17 protein-coding genes are annotated in these 15,875 nt (G+C 34.4%); 10 read left to right on the forward strand and 7 right to left on the reverse strand.

Going from position 1 to position 15,875, the window contains the following annotated elements; all coding sequences use genetic code 11:
* Positions 1–7 precede the first annotated feature (7 nt).
* Entirely contained in the window at positions 8–1,117 is a 1,110-nt protein-coding gene (locus C8N37_RS08150) for a zinc finger domain-containing protein (RefSeq protein ID WP_108158469.1), read from the forward strand.
* Positions 1,118–1,195: 78 nt separating this feature from the next.
* Here C8N37_RS08150 and C8N37_RS08155 read toward each other — a convergent pair whose 3' ends face one another.
* The 4 genes from C8N37_RS08155 to C8N37_RS08170 all read right to left on the reverse strand — a co-directional run bounded on the left by C8N37_RS08155 (position 1,196) and on the right by C8N37_RS08170 (position 4,847).
* A complete protein-coding gene (locus C8N37_RS08155; RefSeq protein ID WP_108158470.1) occupies positions 1,196–2,188 on the reverse strand; it encodes a hypothetical protein in 993 nt (330 codons plus the stop codon).
* Between the two features lie 28 nt (positions 2,189–2,216).
* On the reverse strand, positions 2,217–3,326 hold the full coding sequence (locus C8N37_RS08160) for a hypothetical protein (protein ID WP_108158471.1): 1,110 nt from the start codon (positions 3,324–3,326) through the stop codon (positions 2,217–2,219).
* Between the two features lie 11 nt (positions 3,327–3,337).
* Positions 3,338–4,081, reverse strand: coding sequence for an OmpH family outer membrane protein (locus C8N37_RS08165; RefSeq protein WP_108158472.1), 744 nt, complete (start codon positions 4,079–4,081; stop codon positions 3,338–3,340).
* Positions 4,082–4,349: 268 nt separating this feature from the next.
* The gene (locus C8N37_RS08170) at positions 4,350–4,847 is read right to left on the reverse strand and encodes a cupin domain-containing protein (RefSeq protein ID WP_108158473.1); all 498 of its coding nucleotides are present in this window, start codon (positions 4,845–4,847) and stop codon (positions 4,350–4,352) included.
* 261 nt (positions 4,848–5,108) lie between these two features.
* Here C8N37_RS08170 and C8N37_RS08175 point away from each other — a divergent pair, with 261 nt between their 5' ends.
* The 9 genes from C8N37_RS08175 (at position 5,109) to atpG (ending at position 13,198) form a co-directional block, all read left to right on the forward strand.
* Positions 5,109–7,349, forward strand: coding sequence for a helix-turn-helix domain-containing protein (locus tag C8N37_RS08175; protein WP_108158474.1), 2,241 nt, complete (start codon positions 5,109–5,111; stop codon positions 7,347–7,349).
* A gap of 48 nt (positions 7,350–7,397) precedes the next feature.
* Positions 7,398–7,619, forward strand: a complete 222-nt coding sequence (locus C8N37_RS08180; protein WP_108158475.1) for an AtpZ/AtpI family protein — start codon at positions 7,398–7,400, stop codon at positions 7,617–7,619.
* Positions 7,612–8,016 (forward strand): hypothetical protein, encoded by a 405-nt coding sequence (locus C8N37_RS08185; protein ID WP_108158476.1) that lies wholly within the window; start codon positions 7,612–7,614, stop codon positions 8,014–8,016. The genes C8N37_RS08180 and C8N37_RS08185 overlap by 8 nt, the downstream gene beginning before the upstream one ends.
* A 32-nt stretch (positions 8,017–8,048) precedes the next feature.
* The gene (gene atpB, locus C8N37_RS08190) at positions 8,049–9,206 is read left to right on the forward strand and encodes a F0F1 ATP synthase subunit A (protein WP_244914369.1); all 1,158 of its coding nucleotides are present in this window, start codon (positions 8,049–8,051) and stop codon (positions 9,204–9,206) included.
* A gap of 36 nt (positions 9,207–9,242) precedes the next feature.
* Entirely contained in the window at positions 9,243–9,431 is a 189-nt protein-coding gene (gene atpE, locus C8N37_RS08195; protein ID WP_021188666.1) for an ATP synthase F0 subunit C, read from the forward strand.
* 92 nt (positions 9,432–9,523) lie between these two features.
* Entirely contained in the window at positions 9,524–10,024 is a 501-nt protein-coding gene (locus C8N37_RS08200; protein WP_108158477.1) for a F0F1 ATP synthase subunit B, read from the forward strand.
* A gap of 31 nt (positions 10,025–10,055) precedes the next feature.
* Complete coding sequence (locus C8N37_RS08205; RefSeq protein ID WP_108158479.1) at positions 10,056–10,601, forward strand: F0F1 ATP synthase subunit delta; 546 nt, start codon at positions 10,056–10,058, stop codon at positions 10,599–10,601.
* A gap of 49 nt (positions 10,602–10,650) precedes the next feature.
* Positions 10,651–12,225 carry a F0F1 ATP synthase subunit alpha gene (atpA, locus tag C8N37_RS08210; RefSeq protein WP_021188669.1) on the forward strand — a complete coding sequence of 525 codons (1,575 nt, stop codon included), beginning with the start codon at positions 10,651–10,653 and terminating at the stop codon, positions 12,223–12,225.
* A gap of 79 nt (positions 12,226–12,304) precedes the next feature.
* The gene (gene atpG / locus C8N37_RS08215) at positions 12,305–13,198 is read left to right on the forward strand and encodes an ATP synthase F1 subunit gamma (RefSeq protein ID WP_108158480.1); all 894 of its coding nucleotides are present in this window, start codon (positions 12,305–12,307) and stop codon (positions 13,196–13,198) included.
* A gap of 54 nt (positions 13,199–13,252) precedes the next feature.
* Here atpG and C8N37_RS08220 read toward each other — a convergent pair whose 3' ends face one another.
* Genes C8N37_RS08220 through C8N37_RS08230 form a run of 3 tightly spaced genes read right to left on the reverse strand, consistent with a single transcriptional unit; the run spans position 13,253 to position 15,762 of the window.
* The gene (locus C8N37_RS08220; RefSeq protein ID WP_108158481.1) at positions 13,253–13,741 is read right to left on the reverse strand and encodes a GDYXXLXY domain-containing protein; all 489 of its coding nucleotides are present in this window, start codon (positions 13,739–13,741) and stop codon (positions 13,253–13,255) included.
* Entirely contained in the window at positions 13,728–14,819 is a 1,092-nt protein-coding gene (locus tag C8N37_RS08225) for a DUF4401 domain-containing protein (protein ID WP_108158482.1), read from the reverse strand. The genes C8N37_RS08220 and C8N37_RS08225 overlap by 14 nt, the downstream gene beginning before the upstream one ends.
* Positions 14,809–15,762, reverse strand: coding sequence for a DUF2157 domain-containing protein (locus C8N37_RS08230; protein WP_108158483.1), 954 nt, complete (start codon positions 15,760–15,762; stop codon positions 14,809–14,811). Before C8N37_RS08230 ends, C8N37_RS08225 begins: the two co-directional genes overlap by 11 nt.
* Positions 15,763–15,875 lie beyond the last annotated feature (113 nt).

A 15,875-nucleotide genomic window follows, 5' to 3' on the forward strand; every position in this document is an offset into this window, starting at 1 on the left:
CGCTGTTATGAGTTTTGAGGATAAAACAACGGAAATTAGCCAAGATTTGAAGTGTCAGGGATGTGGTGCAGTTTTACACTATCAGCCTGGTACTTCCAATTTGAAATGCTTGTATTGCGGTACCGAAAACCAGATTGTGGAAAATGCGGGTATTGGAACTGCTATTCATACGATCGATTATGATGAATTTACCACTGCGATGCAGGATATTCACGATGCTCGATTTACGATCACTGCTGAAGTGGTACACTGTAAAAATTGTGGTGCAAATTCAACTTTGGATCCTCATGTTACAGCAGATTTATGTGCTTTTTGCGCCTCTCCTTTGGTTATTGATCATCAAGAGAAACGAATTGTCAAACCTCATGGTTTAATTCCGTTTTTTATTGACGAAAAGAAAGCATTTCCGCTTTTTAAAAAATGGGCTGGGGGATTATGGTTTGCTCCGAATGATTTTAAGCGGATTTTTAATGCTCAGAATAATAGGTTAAAAGGGGTGTATATTCCTTTTTGGAGTTATGATGCTAAAGCGACCTCTTCCTATCAAGGTCAAAGAGGGGAGTATTATTACGTAACGCGGACACGTCGTACTGCAGATGGTAAGTCAGAAACTTATGAAGAACAGCAAACACGCTGGTATTATGCTTCAGGCCAGGTTTTGAATCGCTTCAAAGATGTTTTGATTAGTGCATCAACATCTTTACCCAATGATTTTGCTTCTAAAATAGGTCCTTGGAATATGGAATATTTAAAACCTTTTAATGATCAATATTTGAGTGGATTTATTGCTGAAACTTTTAGCATCGATCACGTTGCCGGGATTCATGCAGCGAAAAGGGTAATGGAAGATGAAATTAGTGATACTGTACGATCTGATATTGGTGGCGATACCCAAAGAATTGATGATATTGATTCAGTATATGAGGACATCAGGTTAAAATATATTTTACTTCCTGTATGGTTGTCTGCTTATCGCTATAAGGGTAAAAGTTATCAGATTATGGTGAATGCATTTAATGGTAAGGTTTATGGACAGCGACCTTATAGTTTTTGGAAAATAACCTTGTTCATATTGCTCATCATTGTCATTATCTTTTTATTAAGCAATATGGGATAAATTGCTGGCATTGATAAAAATAAAAAATGGTCTTATTGTAATCAATAAGACCATTTTTTATTGAATATTTTAATGAGATTATTTATTTAATGAGAGTAAGAAACCAATTGTAAAGTTGGCATCCCAATCAAAAACAAACGTATCACAGTTGGTTGCATCTTTTATTGCTTTATAGATGTTAACACCACTTTTGATTTTCACCTTATCTGTATTGTATGTTTCGGGATTATTTAATACCGTAAAACGTTCTTCCCCTGTACGTGTTTGTTGTGCTAATTCAAAAGGAACTCCACCGATGATAAAACAAATTTCTCTATTGGCTGATGGAATTTTTGCTGTTAATGTTTTTACTTCATTATAAACATCTTCATCTTTAAGATTTTTTTCATAATATTTTGCACCTGGAGCCTCCAGTGAGCTTGTCTGTCCTGCAACCCAAGAAATTTTGGTGTTACCTGAGCCAATATCAACAACAAAAGAATTCTCCTGATAAGAAGGAGGTAATACACATTTAAGCGCTAATTTACCTTCTTGTTCGGCTGTTACTAAATTGACAACGAATCCCATTTTCTTAAGCTCAGAAACAATAATCGCTGTTTTAGGTTCTTTTTGAGCTCCAGAACTGATCACAAAGTGTATGTTTTTTGATTTTACTCCCTTATCAAACATAGTCCCGATATAATCTTTTAGACCTTTACGAATATCTTCGGTATTGGCCATACCTTCATATACGAATGATTTGCCAAAATCTTTGGAGATAATCTCCCAATGATTTTGTTTATCTATGTTCACAACAAAAGAATTGAAGCCCGAAGCACCTACTTCTATTACTCCTTTGTATTCACCGTTTACAGGTTTTTCGGGTTGGTAATTAAAAGTTCTTTTATCGTCAGATGATTTATTGGCAGGATTTGAAGATGTGCTGTTGATCGTGGTGTCTGCAGTGGATGTCGATGTGCCATCAAATTTACCTGAATTAAAAGCCCAGTAGCCAAGTGCAATAAGTGGAATTGCGATAATTATTGCTTTAATTGGCCAGCGTAATCTAGCCCAAGTTGATTTTTCTTCCATAATTTTTCTAGTATAATTTGTAAAATGATTAATCTAATAATGTAAATCCTTTGTCTATTTTTTCTTCCGGTTTGAGTTCATAGCTTGAATCTGCCATTTGACTAACATTCAATACTTTCAAGTTACGCTCATCAACTTTGCGGATAAACTCTTCCAGTTCCACCTGTGTAGGTGCACCGCCCACCGTAATATTATTGTTTTGATCTAAAAAGTCAAGATTAGATCTGATAGAAGCAATATTTTGGCTGATTGCACCTGTTGCCGCATTCATTGCTTCTTGAAAAGCCCAGCCATCTTTGATGTTAAATACATCAGCAAGTCCTTCTGTTGCATTTTTCATTTTTTGAGTAGCTTCCAGTTTTTTTGAAATAATAGAGATACTACTATCTAGGGTGCTTACATAAATACGGGCGGCACTTTCATTATCTTTCAATACTTCCAAAACTTTAGCAAATTGATTGGCATATTGGACATAACTTCGTGCATTTTGTTCTTCGGATTCTCCTTCTTTACCTAGGAGAAATGCCTTTGTACGGGTTTCTTTTGCATTTCGCAAGTAAGCATTTGCTTTTTCAGTATTGTTATTTTGAGTTTCTTTTTGAGCATTTTCGTCTAGATTTGCTGCTTCTGCGGTGAAGCGCTTTGCATAGATATACTTTTCTTCAGCTGTTTTTTGTGCTGTTTCACCACTTTGGATCATATCAATGCGTACACCATCTACATTGCTGATTTTCTCTTTAACTCTTTTTAGGGTGTCCTTTGCATCTTTTGATAAAAGTTGTAACGTCTCTATGGGATTATTGCGGATGATCGCTTTTTCACCTTTAAATAATAAGACAGTACCCAATCGATGTAATAAGGCAATGATCTTGGGAGCTAATAATAATAGTGTTAATAATAGGATGCTGAAAATGACAAATAAAATGCTTTTTGCAGCATATTCCAACATGATCGGAAGAAACTTGAAAAAAGCGAAAGCACCTCCAATAACTAGTGCCCAGAAGAAAATACTGGAGATCGTCTTCTTAGCTTGGGGAGTTTGCATTTGAGCTGGCAAATGGTCACCTAATACTTGAAAAATGGGTAACTGAGATTTTATTTCAGCCGGTATATTAATGTATTGTTCTTTCTTTTCCATTGATGTATAACTTATGAGATTGATCTGTCTATAATTGCTAAGGTGGTTTGTATGTCGGTAACTACTTCATTGACTGCTGCATTTCCAATCGAAATTTTTTGCTCGATCTCTTTTAATTTTGGTTCATATTTAGTGTTAATCTGAGCAAGAGCAACTTGTTTTTTTTGTAAGTCGTCCTGAAGCTTAGAAATGCTATCTGTCAATGTTTTGATTTCATTGTTTAAGGTTGTCTTTTCAAATTCACGGTCTTGTTCTGTTTTTTGTTTTTCCGCTTCCTTTTGTTGTGTTTCTTTGGCTATGGTTTCTTTAAGTTTGTTAGCATAATTAGTGCCAGTTGTTTTTAATTTTTCTTTGGTCAGCGTATTATCAACATATTTGAGTGAGGTATAGGCTGCTTTTATCGTATTTTCATCTACTTTCCCCATTGCAGCTGCGGCATTCCAAACCTCAAAAAAATCTAATCCTTGTTCATTAAGTCTTTCTAATATTCCTAGAACTTTCAGTTTCATTTGTTTGATATCAGTGGATCCATCATTGGCTGTTATCGGAATAGCAGGGGGCAGTTGGTTATTTGAAATCGGATTTCTTTCTGAGGCGTTCGTATATTCCTTTGTTATTGTAGGTGGCGTAGGGTTTTGTTGTTTGATAGGCGATGGAGATCTTTCTTCAGATGATGTCTCCTGATGGTCTGTAAAAATTAGTTTTTTAAGACTATTCAATATACTTGAACTTTTATTATTTTCTTGATCAGTCATAATTTGTGTTAGTTTTAGTCAAGTAAAAATAACAAAAAATGGCAATCTTGATTCATGTTGTTTAAATTTTAAAACAATTTGATAAATGAAATTTCTATTTTCATTTATATACCGATTTTCTAATCTGATTTTAGAGTATTATTTCTTTATATAAAATGGCTTTTATATGATGGCGCTTTTTATAATGTGTCGATTATAAAATTTAGAATATAAAAAAAGCTCGGAGGTTAATTTCCGAGCTTTAACATAAATGCTGCTATAACAGATACTATCTTCCGAAATCATCTTGAACACGAACTATGTCGTCTTCATTAGAAGGATTTTCAATATCTGTATGTTGCCATATTTCAGCTAAAATACCATAACCATCTAATCCGATTAAACGGTGGCGTTGGCCTTGACGTAATTTGATAATGCTACCTGCTGTTAGTGTTTGAACAACAGACTCATCATCAGTATCTGATACCATAACCCCAACAGTTCCGTGGATTACTTTCCAAATTTCTGCACGACGGTGATGATATTGCCATGATAATCTTTTTTGTGGAGCAACAACTAAGATCTTAGGACTTAATTTACCTGAAATTTTTAAATCTTTAACATCTAGTCCGTCAAAGTATTCATCTGCAAATTTTTGTGCTTGATCTTCGTTGATAACAAAGAAACCGCCCCAAGGTCTGGTTTGATCTGATTTATCAATTTCAAATCCTTTTTCTTTTAACGCTTTATCTAATTCCTCAAATAGCGTTGATTTATCAGTTATCATAAATATGTGTCTTAGTAAGTATAATATACGTTTTATTTGAGTGATAAATATAAATAAAATCTTTTAAATAAAAAGCGCATAAACGTTTTAGCTATTTTTTTATTAACGGTGGACGTGTTAAACCTATATTTTAATGTCCATTGAGGTTTATGTTAATGGTATGGGTGGTCACTAGATAAAACCCCATATTACAAACTGAGTATCATTATTTCCTCTCAGAATATTTGATTAGTTTTGTAATTCTTTATTAAAATTATCAGTATGTCAGAAATAAAAATAGATCGTGAAAATACGTCTTTTATGCAAGCTGTTGCTTTTGTTAATCAAACAAATCAACATATTTTTCTTACGGGAAAGGCTGGGACCGGAAAAACGACATTTCTGAAATATATACGCGATCATAGTTATAAAAAAATGGCGATTACTGCTCCAACTGGAGTGGCGGCAATGAATGCAGGTGGAACAACACTGCATTCCCTTTTTTGGTTGCCTTTTGGAACATTTATAGAAGATTATGAATTGAAATGGGACGAACAAGATGGCCATATCTATAATAAAAGCCGTCTGTTTAGCACCATTAAATTAACGAAACAACGCCGTACTATTCTTCAGGAATTGGAATTATTAGTGATTGATGAGGTGTCGATGGTGCGTGCTGATACATTAGATGCCATTAATGTTATCCTGCAATCGGTACGTCGTGATATGCGTCCTTTTGGTGGTTTGCAATTGCTTTTTATTGGCGATTTATATCAATTGCCACCCGTTGTGCGTGATCATGAATGGCAAGTTCTACGTCACCATTATAGTTCTGTGTTCTTTTTTAATGCTAAGGTACTTCGTGATAATCCTCCAATTTTATTGGAATTGGATAAGATTTATAGGCAACAGGATGAAGGTTTTATTTCCATATTGAATGCCATTCGTAATAATAACTGTGATACCGAGATGTTGAAGGAATTGAATACGTACTATAAACCTGATTTTGAACCAAAGGAAGGAGATCAATTTATTACGCTTACTTCACACAATCGAAATGCTGATGATATCAATGGAAAAGCATTAGCTAATCTGTCGGGAAAGATGCTCAATTTAAAAGCTGTTGTCAAGGATGATTTTGCTCAAGGATCATATCCTGCAGAGGAAATTCTTTCTTTGAAAATTGGTGCTCAGGTAATGTTTATACGTAATGATACGGGGGAAGATCGAAAATACTATAATGGTAAGATCGGCACGGTGAAGGATATTAATTTGCAGGCGGGGACAGTGGTTGTCAAATTCCCAGATGGGAGTGAAGATGTGACAGCCAAGCGTGAAACATGGGAAAATATCAAATACAATTATGATAAGGGGCAGGATCAGATCAAGGAAGAGGTGTTAGGAACATTTTCTCAATTCCCGTTGCGGTTAGCGTGGGCGATCACGATTCATAAGAGTCAGGGTTTGACATTTGATAAAGCCATTATCGATGCTGGAACCTCGTTTGCTGCAGGACAAGTGTATGTTGCATTAAGTAGATTGACGAGTTTAAAAGGACTGGTATTGAAATCGATTATACCAGCATATGCTATCCGTACTGATAGTCAGGTCGTCGAATTTGCTTTGCGCTCTTCTTTTCAAACGGATGTCAAAGATATTTTGGAGCAATGCCAAAGAACTTATTTAGCACAAAATCTAATCCAGTGTTTTCGGTGGGACTATCTGACTGCTTCATGTCAAGAACAAATAGTGGCATTGGCGGATCGAAATATTGATAATAAAGTAGAAGCGGAGGCTTTTTGGTCTACGATGCAATCAAATTTGCTTACGCAAGAAAAGGTAGCCCATAAATTCATTACGCAATTATACGAATTATTGAAGAAAACAGATCAACATGTGGATTATGCTTTGATCTGCGAACGTACTACATCTGCCGTCAACTGGTTTTTACCTAAAATGGATCAAGATCTGATAAACGCATTGGATCAGCATATCAAAGATTGGCAGATTAAGAAACGAACAAAAAAATACATTGATGAAACAAAGGAATTGTTTTTGGATTTTAAGCGTAAGCGCGAACAACTTCAGCAATGTTTGATTATCGCCGATGCTTTATCAAAGAAGGATGATTTTCAACAAGCATTGGAGCAGGTGCAGGAACAATCAAAAACGAAAGAAAAAGAAGATCTAGTGGTGCAAAATGAGGAGGGAGAAAGTGCTAAAAAGCTTGATACTAAACAGGTAACTCTAGATTTATATAAGGATGGTGCTACTATTGAAGAAATAGCAGTGAAAAGAGGTATGGTCGCAGGAACAATTTATGGGCATTTAATTCATTTTGTTGGTACAGAAGTCGAGGCTACGGAATTGATTGAGCAAGATAAATTGGATCTGATTGTTAATACCATTAAGGCACATCCTGATAAATCTTCCTCAGAATTGAAGATGATGTTGGGTGCCAGTATCGATTATCCTCATATTAAAATCGGACAAAAAGTTTTAGAAAATCCAGTTCATGATTAAGATGTTTCAAAATATGTGTATGTTTGTAAAAGTTAGCTATAAATAGCCATGGGAAAGTCTAATAAAAACCCAAATAAGTGGATGGTTTTTATCTCATTGCCAATGCAAATGGGAGTCACTATTTATTTGATGTATATGTTAGGAACCTGGCTAGATGAGAAATACCATTTTTCTAATGGTCTTGCCATGAAAATATGCACTTTTATCGGTATTTTCGCCTCACTTTACCATTTTATACGAGAAGCTAATCGATTGAACAGGGATGAATAATTACATTAAATTTATTGCAATACTTCTAATTTCTACAGTTATCCTTTTTGGGGCACACTATTTTGCTTTACCATCTTTTGGAATAACAGATTTTAAAAGCCTTACCGGATTTGAGTTATATAGTTTATATGCTTTTGAATCTATCGCATCATTAGTTATACTCCTTGTTATTTTGATTTCAGACTCCGTAATGCCTAAAAATATTGGGTTTATTTTTTTAGGTCTGATTACTTTAAAAGCGGCTTTAAGTTATGTGTTTTTTAGGTCAGGGCTTAATCATTCATCCGATGATATATTCGAATATAATTTTTTAATCGTATTTTTTCTATACTTGTTTTTTGATGTATTAGTTGCTTTTAAGGTCATTAATAAAGAAGTGGAATCAGTCAATAAGTAGTTTTAATAAAAAGTTCAAATTAATCGCAAAAAATGATAAATAATATTGTATTTTTGCGCAAAAATAAAAAACAGAACATGGGGAGCGTTAAGAAAGCATTTCTTTTTTTTGCAGTAATTTTATTTGCTGTTAGTCCATTTTTAGTAAAGGCATCTGAATCTCATACAGCTGAGATTTCAGCTCACGCAGAAGAGCCAAAAACTCAACGTGAGGAGATTGATGAGTATATTGATCACCACTTACAAGATGATCATTATTTCTCTTTGTATACAGATAAAAAAGAAGGTAAGACTTATGGATTTCCTTTACCAGTGATTATCATTGACGGAGGTGTTAAAGTTTTTATGTCCTCAGCGTTTGATTTTGGTAAAAATACCGTTGAAAAAGATGGACAGTTTTATAAATTATACCATGGTAAAATCTACAAAACAGATGCTAATGGTACACTGAATTATGATGAACACCATCACCCAACAAATGTTAAGGCATTAGACCTTTCAATCACAAAAAATGTTGTGGGTTTGATTTTGGCAACTGTTTTGTTATTCTGGGGATTTTTAGGCTTAGCAAAAACATACAAAAAGGGAGCGAATAATTTGCCTAAGGGTGCAGGTCGTGTTTTAGAACCTTTAGTTTTATATGTACGTGACGAGATGGCCATTCCAAATATTGGACATCGTTACAGAGAATTTATGCCATACTTATTGTCTGTTTTCTTTTTAATTTTAGTATTAAACCTATTAGGTTTAACACCGCTGGGATTCAATGTGACGGGTAATATTTCAGTGACGATATGTTTAGCAATCTTTACATTCTTATTTGTGAACTTTAAAGCAAACAAGGACTACTGGAAACATATTTTCTGGATGCCAGGAGTGCCGGTTCCTTTTAAATTTGTCTTAGCACCAATTGAAGTATTAGGAATGTTTACAAAACCATTCTCGCTAATGGTTCGTTTATTTGCCAATATCACAGCAGGACATACGGTTATTATGGGATTGATTGCAATTGTTTATGTATTGCAACAACAATTAACATTAGGAGGAAGTATCGGAGTGTCTATGTTATTGACAACTTTCCTTATGGTAATTGAAATATTAGTTGCATTTTTGCAAGCATTTATCTTCACAATGTTGTCATCGCTATTTATTGGAATGGCTGTTGAAGAGCACAATGAAGCACATCACTAAGAAATTTTTTGTTTAATTATATTTAAATCATTTATTATGTACAATTTAATTGGAGCAGGTTTAATCGTTATCGGAGCAGGATTAGGTCTAGGTAAAATCGGTGGTTCAGCAATGGAAGCAATCGCTCGCCAACCAGAAGCAGCTAGTAAAATCCAAACTGCGATGATCATTATCGGAGCCTTATTAGAAGGTTTAGCTTTCGGTGCGTTATTATTAGGTAAATAATCACCCAATGAATTTAAAAGTATTATTTATGACGGTTGGTCATAAATAATACTTTCAATTAGACGAAATACAAAAAATATTATCATACATCAATGGAAAAATTAATAGAACAGTTTTCATTTGGTTTGTTTTTCTGGCAAGTCATCATCTTATTAATCATTATCTTTTTATTAGGTAAATTTGCTTGGAAACCGATCATTTCTGCATTAGCAGAACGTGAACAAGGTATTTCTGATGCTTTGGAATCTGCTGAAAAAGCTAAATTGGAGATGGCACGTTTGACAAATGAAAATGAATCCTTATTGAAGGAAGCTCGTGTAGAACGTGATCTAATCTTGAAAGAAGCTAAAGAAATGAAAGATAAGATTGTTGCTGAAGCTAAAAATCAAGCACAAACAGAAGGTGCTAAAATGATTGCTCAAGCGTCAATTGAAATCAATGAGCAAAAGAATAAAGCAATGGCAGAAGTGAAAAATCAAGTTTCTACTTTAGCATTGGATATTGCTCGTAAAGTATTAAGCAAAGAATTTGAAGACCAAAATAAGCAAGAAACGTTAATCGCAGATTTGCTTAAAGACGTGAAAGTAAACTAATCGGTCATTCAAATTTTATCATTAAAGAAGTATGTCAGTATTTAAAGTAGCATCAAGATACGCCAAATCATTAATTGATTTGGCAAAAGAACAAGGTAGTCTGGACGCTATCAAAACAGATATGGATCAATTTATCGATGTTTTGAAAGCTAATCCTGAGCTACGTGCAGTATTGTCTAATCCAATTATTAAATTAGATAAGAAAGTAAATATCTTAGAGGCATTATTTAAAGATAAAATCAATCCTGCTATTTTATCATTCTTCAAAATCATGATCGTAAAAGGTCGTGCTGAAGTGATCGAGGCTGCTGCTCATGAATTTATCCGTGAGTACAATGAAGTAAAAGGAATTGTAAAAGCTACAGTTATATCTGCAGCACCACTTTCTGATACTAATTTATCAGAATTAAAAGCAACAATTGCTAATCAAATTAATGCGCAGGTATTGATTACAAATAAAGTTGATCAATCTTTGATCGGAGGTTTTGTAATTACTATTGGTGACAAACAATATGATGCAAGTATTGCCGGTAAATTAAATAGATTAGAAAGATATTTTGAAGGTCAACGCGTATAGTGTTGATTTTAACATTTAACAAAATCAAGAACCCCTTATAATAATAACAATGATAGAGGTAAGACCAGATGAGGTTTCGGCAGTTTTAAGAGAACAATTGTCGGGCTTTAAATCAGAAGCCGAACTAGAGGAAGTTGGTACCGTACTTAGTATTGGTGACGGTATTGCTCGTATTTACGGCTTAACTAAAGTTCAGTCCGGTGAATTGGTTGAATTTGATAACGGATTACAAGGTATTGTATTAAACTTAGAAGAAGACAACGTTGGTGTTGTACTTTTAGGTCCTTCAGACATCGTAAAAGAAGGTGATACTATCAAACGTACTAATCGTATTGCATCTATTAAAGTAGGTGAAGGTATGTGTGGTCGTGTTGTCAATACATTAGGTCAGCCAATTGATGGTAAAGGACCTATTACAGGTGAGACATACGAAATGCCAATCGAGCGTAAAGCTCCAGGTGTATTGTTCCGTCAGCCGGTAACGGAGCCATTACAAACAGGTATCAAAGCTATCGATGCCATGATTCCAGTAGGTCGTGGACAACGTGAGTTAGTGATCGGTGACCGTCAAACAGGTAAGACTGCTGTATGTATCGATACTATCTTAAACCAAAAGGAATTTTATGATGCAGGTCAACCGGTATTTTGTATCTACGTTGCAATTGGTCAAAAGAACTCTACAGTTGCGAATATCGTTCGTACTTTAGAAGAGCGTGGTGCAATGGCTTATACCGTTGTTGTTGCTGCCTCAGCTGCTGATCCAGCTCCATTGCAATTCTACGCGCCAATGGCGGGTGCTGCTATCGGTGAATTCTTCCGTGATACAGGTCGTCCGGCTTTGATCGTATATGATGATTTATCAAAACAAGCGGTAGCTTACCGTGAGGTTTCATTATTATTGAAAAGACCTCCGGGACGTGAAGCATATCCAGGTGACGTTTTCTACTTACATAGCCGTTTATTAGAAAGAGCTGCGAAAATCAATGCTTCTGATGAGATTGCTAGAAATATGAATGATCTTCCTGAGTCTATCAAACACTTAGTAAAAGGTGGTGGTTCATTGACTGCTCTTCCTATTATTGAGACTCAAGCGGGTGACGTTTCTGCCTATATCCCTACAAACGTAATCTCGATTACTGATGGTCAGATCTTCTTGGAGTCTAACTTGTTTAATGCAGGTATCCGTCCAGCGATCAACGTAGGTATCTCTGTATCACGTGTAGGTGGTAATGCACAAATCAAACCGATGAAAAAGGTTGCAGGTACGTTAAAATTAGATCAAGCACAATACCGTGAGTTAGAAGCTTTCGCGAAATTTGGTTCAGATCTAGATGCAGCAACTAAAGGAGTTTTAGACAAAGGTATCCGTAACGTTGAGATTTTGAAACAAGCTCAATATTCTCCAGTTTCTGTTGAAAAACAAGTGGCAATTATTTATGCGGGTACTAAAGGTTTATTCCGTTCTGTTCCTGTAAATAAAGTGAGAGAGTTTGAAGAAGAATACTTAACGTTGTTAGAGCAACGTCATCCAGAGGTTTTAAATGCTTTTAAAGCAGGTAAATTCTCAGATGAGTTAACTTCAGTATTAGAAACAGTAGCTAAAGACTTAGCATCAAAATATTAATTAGATATGAGTATAGAGTATTGAGTATAGCGAGTTATACTCAATACACAGTACTCAATACTCAAATCTCAAATTAAATATGGCAAATTTAAAAGAAGTAAGAATCCGTATCGCATCGGTAACATCAACACAGCAGATTACTAAGGCGATGAAAATGGTATCTGCAGCGAAATTAAAACGTGCTACTAATGCAATTGTTCAATTGCGTCCGTATGCGAATAAACTTCGTGAAATTTTGGCAGATGTATCTGCAAGTGTAGAAGGAAGTAATTCTCCTTATACGGTAGATCGTGAACCAAATAAGGTGTTGATTATTGTTGTTTCTTCTAATAGAGGTTTGGCTGGTGCTTTTAATGCGAATGCAATCAAAACTGCTAATAAGTTAGTTGCTGAAAAGTATGCTGATCAATTACGTAAAGGTGATGTGAGTATGATCACCATTGGTAAAAAGGGATATGATTTCTATGCTAAAAAGCCTGCTTATAATATTATTGCCAATCATAGTGATTTATTCGGTGCTTTGAATTTTGAAAATACTTCAAAAATCACTGAATTTGTAATGGAACAATTCAAAGAAGGTAACTTTGACCGTGTAGAAGTGGTGTATAACCAATTCAGAAATGCAGCGGTACAAATCTTGACTTCGGAGCAAATTTTACCATTACTTCCTACGGAAGATACCCTTTCGACTAAGGAAAAAACTGCTGAGGTTGATTATATTATCGAACCTTCGAAAGAGAAGATCATTGAGGAATTAATTCCTAAAGCTATTAAAATTCAATTATACAAAGCTATTTTGGATTCTCATGCTTCTGAGCATGGTGCCCGTATGACTGCAATGGATAAAGCAACTGATAATGCTGGAGATTTGTTAAAAGCATTAAAGCTTTCATACAACCAAGCTCGTCAGGCTGCTATTACGACAGAGTTAACAGAGATTGTTTCTGGTGCAGCTGCATTATCAAACGGATAATTAAGATTAATATCAATATAGAAAAAGGCGATGAATTAGTTTTCATCGCCTTTTTTATTTAATGAGTTTTTCATCTTCATTATAGAGTCCAATTAATAAGCTATTTCCTTTATTATCGACTTTAATTCCTCCAAATTTAGCCGATTCATATCTTTGAGCATGACCTTCTTGAAAAAAGAAAGACTCTGCACCAATATTTAAATTATTGATGTTGGACTTTGTATAATTAATTAAAAATTCATTGTTATTTAATGGTGTCGTATGCTGTTGAACGCGTACTCCTTTTGCTATGCTCTTTTCATTTAATTTGACAACAATATATCCTCTCAATGCAGCCTCTTGTGTATCAAGGCTATCTGCTATGCTATATCTTAATTGCATGTAATCACCTTGCATAAGTGATCTTGGATCTATAGGAGATAATTCTAAAAGGATCAGTTTTCCGTTTTTAAGGATGTTTTCTTTTTGAATTATCGTGAAACTAAAGTAAGCAATTATGGCGATCAGATTAGCAGCGATAATCCAGTTTTTATATTTTTTCATTGTTGATCTTTTTTGAATTTATAACATAATAAATAGCTAAAAATACGAATCCAGATAGCATTAAAAAGATGGATTTGGTTAATAACGAAAAGTTTAGGTTGTAGTAAAAATGCCATAGAAAAAACAGCAATGCAATGATGCCGATAGAAAGCCCAAATTTATATTGATAATAAAAGCAAAGTAATATAAGGATTATGGCTCCAGATATTCCTGGATTAATAATTGTTGAAACGAGGATCAATATGACGAGTATATAAATTAGAATGCTTTTATTAGCCATTCTATTATCAAATTTTTGTATGATTTTGCGGACCAAGTACAGTATTACAACTGAATATGCTACAGATAGTGTATACAGTGCGATTGCTGTATTATTGTCATATGTTTCATATGTCTTGAAATGTGATAGGACAATATAGGCCGTCGTTGCTATGGTTGAAAGGGTGAGTGCTATTCTTAGAGATTGATAAATTGTACTCATGATATTTCTTTTCGAAAGAAGAAGTGCTTCTTGCATTAGTACATACATTAACGCCACCATCAGCACGATATTCATGAGTGCGATCCATACTAGATGATCGGTATTGTAACTGATTAATGCGATCAACGCGTAGATTATACACAGTATATTTAATAGTGAAATAAGATAACGCTGTACTATAGCTAATGTAGATAAATTGATGACGAGGCATAGGATGAGTATATTGTTTATATGGTCAGTATCTATACCATATATCAACATCCATCCGCCTACGATATATGAGGTAATACTAGCCGTATCTATGATAATGCTATTGTATTTTTTGATACAGTATATGGCGATAATAAGAAAAAGGCTACCACATATGATTAAGTTCAACTTATCATCTAGAAGATTTAATGAAAATAAAGCTCCTAAAAAGCTCAAGACACTGATGATAACGCCGAGTATAGATAGAATTTTTATGGTTATGTTGGTTCTATTTTCATCTAAATGTTGGTATGTTGCTAATACCTCATTCGTATTAATTTGAAAAGCAGGATCACTGTCGCGGCTTAACGTTTCTATTTTTTCAACTATTTCTTGTCTATTTTTCATTTGTCCATTTTCTTTGCAGGTTCAATAGGAATTTGATGAGCGCTGTCACGGTGATGATAACAAAAATACTAATGAAAAAGAATATGAAATCTTCATTAAAAATATGAATCAAGATGCTGTTGACGATGATTAATAAACTAAAGCCTATGGTTCCAATAAAAAATGTGCTTTTATTTATTTGTGCATATTTCATACAATACGCATAGAAAGCTAAAGTACCTATGATTAATAATAATCCTTGTTGTAATTTTGAATCGAATATCGACAAGGAAATCCCTACTGTGGCTATTGAAGTCACTGTAAGAACTAAGGTATTTCTAAACCATAAAGGAATATCTGTTTTATAATACTTGGTTAGTGCTAATAATGCTGTGCATACAATGCCATTAAGGAAAAATAGTAGTGTGTAGAGTGCTATCGAATTAAGGTTATTTTGCACTTGATCATTGAACAATATAATCGTGGTATTGATCAGTACCATGTAAATTAACCACAAGGGATAGAAATGTGTTGTGATGACCCAGATTGTAATGAATATTGTCCAGGCCAGAAAAAAGTCATATGCATTAGCTCCCGTTTGATAAATTTGGCCAAATACTGCAAATAATACCCCAACCAGCATGGCTGCAGCGGTTATTAACATTTTCTTATAGATTTCCTTTATTTTTAATTGAAACGAACAGGTTATACAGATTATCAATAATAAGAGGATAACGCCTATTTTGATAAATTTGTTGAGTTCAGCCCAATTGAATGCGAAGAAAAATATAATTCCGGATACAACAAAACCTATCCCTAAGACGAGTAAAAATAGATCTAAAAATTTTTTCCAATCTTTTGGTTTGGCATATACATACTGTTCCAATAGATATTCGATTTGTTTTCTTGACCGATTACTGTGTTTACTCGTAATAGCGATGTCTTCTCGATCTATTTTTTCCATTATTAAATTTAATAATAAATAGTGGTAATTAGGAGATATCGTTTTTACGATTTACTAAATCATAGGGGATAGGGGGAATCTTTCTTAATTAGGATGTTCTATTAGGTTTTCCA

It is taken from the genome of Sphingobacterium faecium (assembly GCF_003054045.1).
In the GTDB taxonomy this organism is placed as follows: Bacteria; Bacteroidota; Bacteroidia; order Sphingobacteriales; family Sphingobacteriaceae; genus Sphingobacterium; species Sphingobacterium faecium.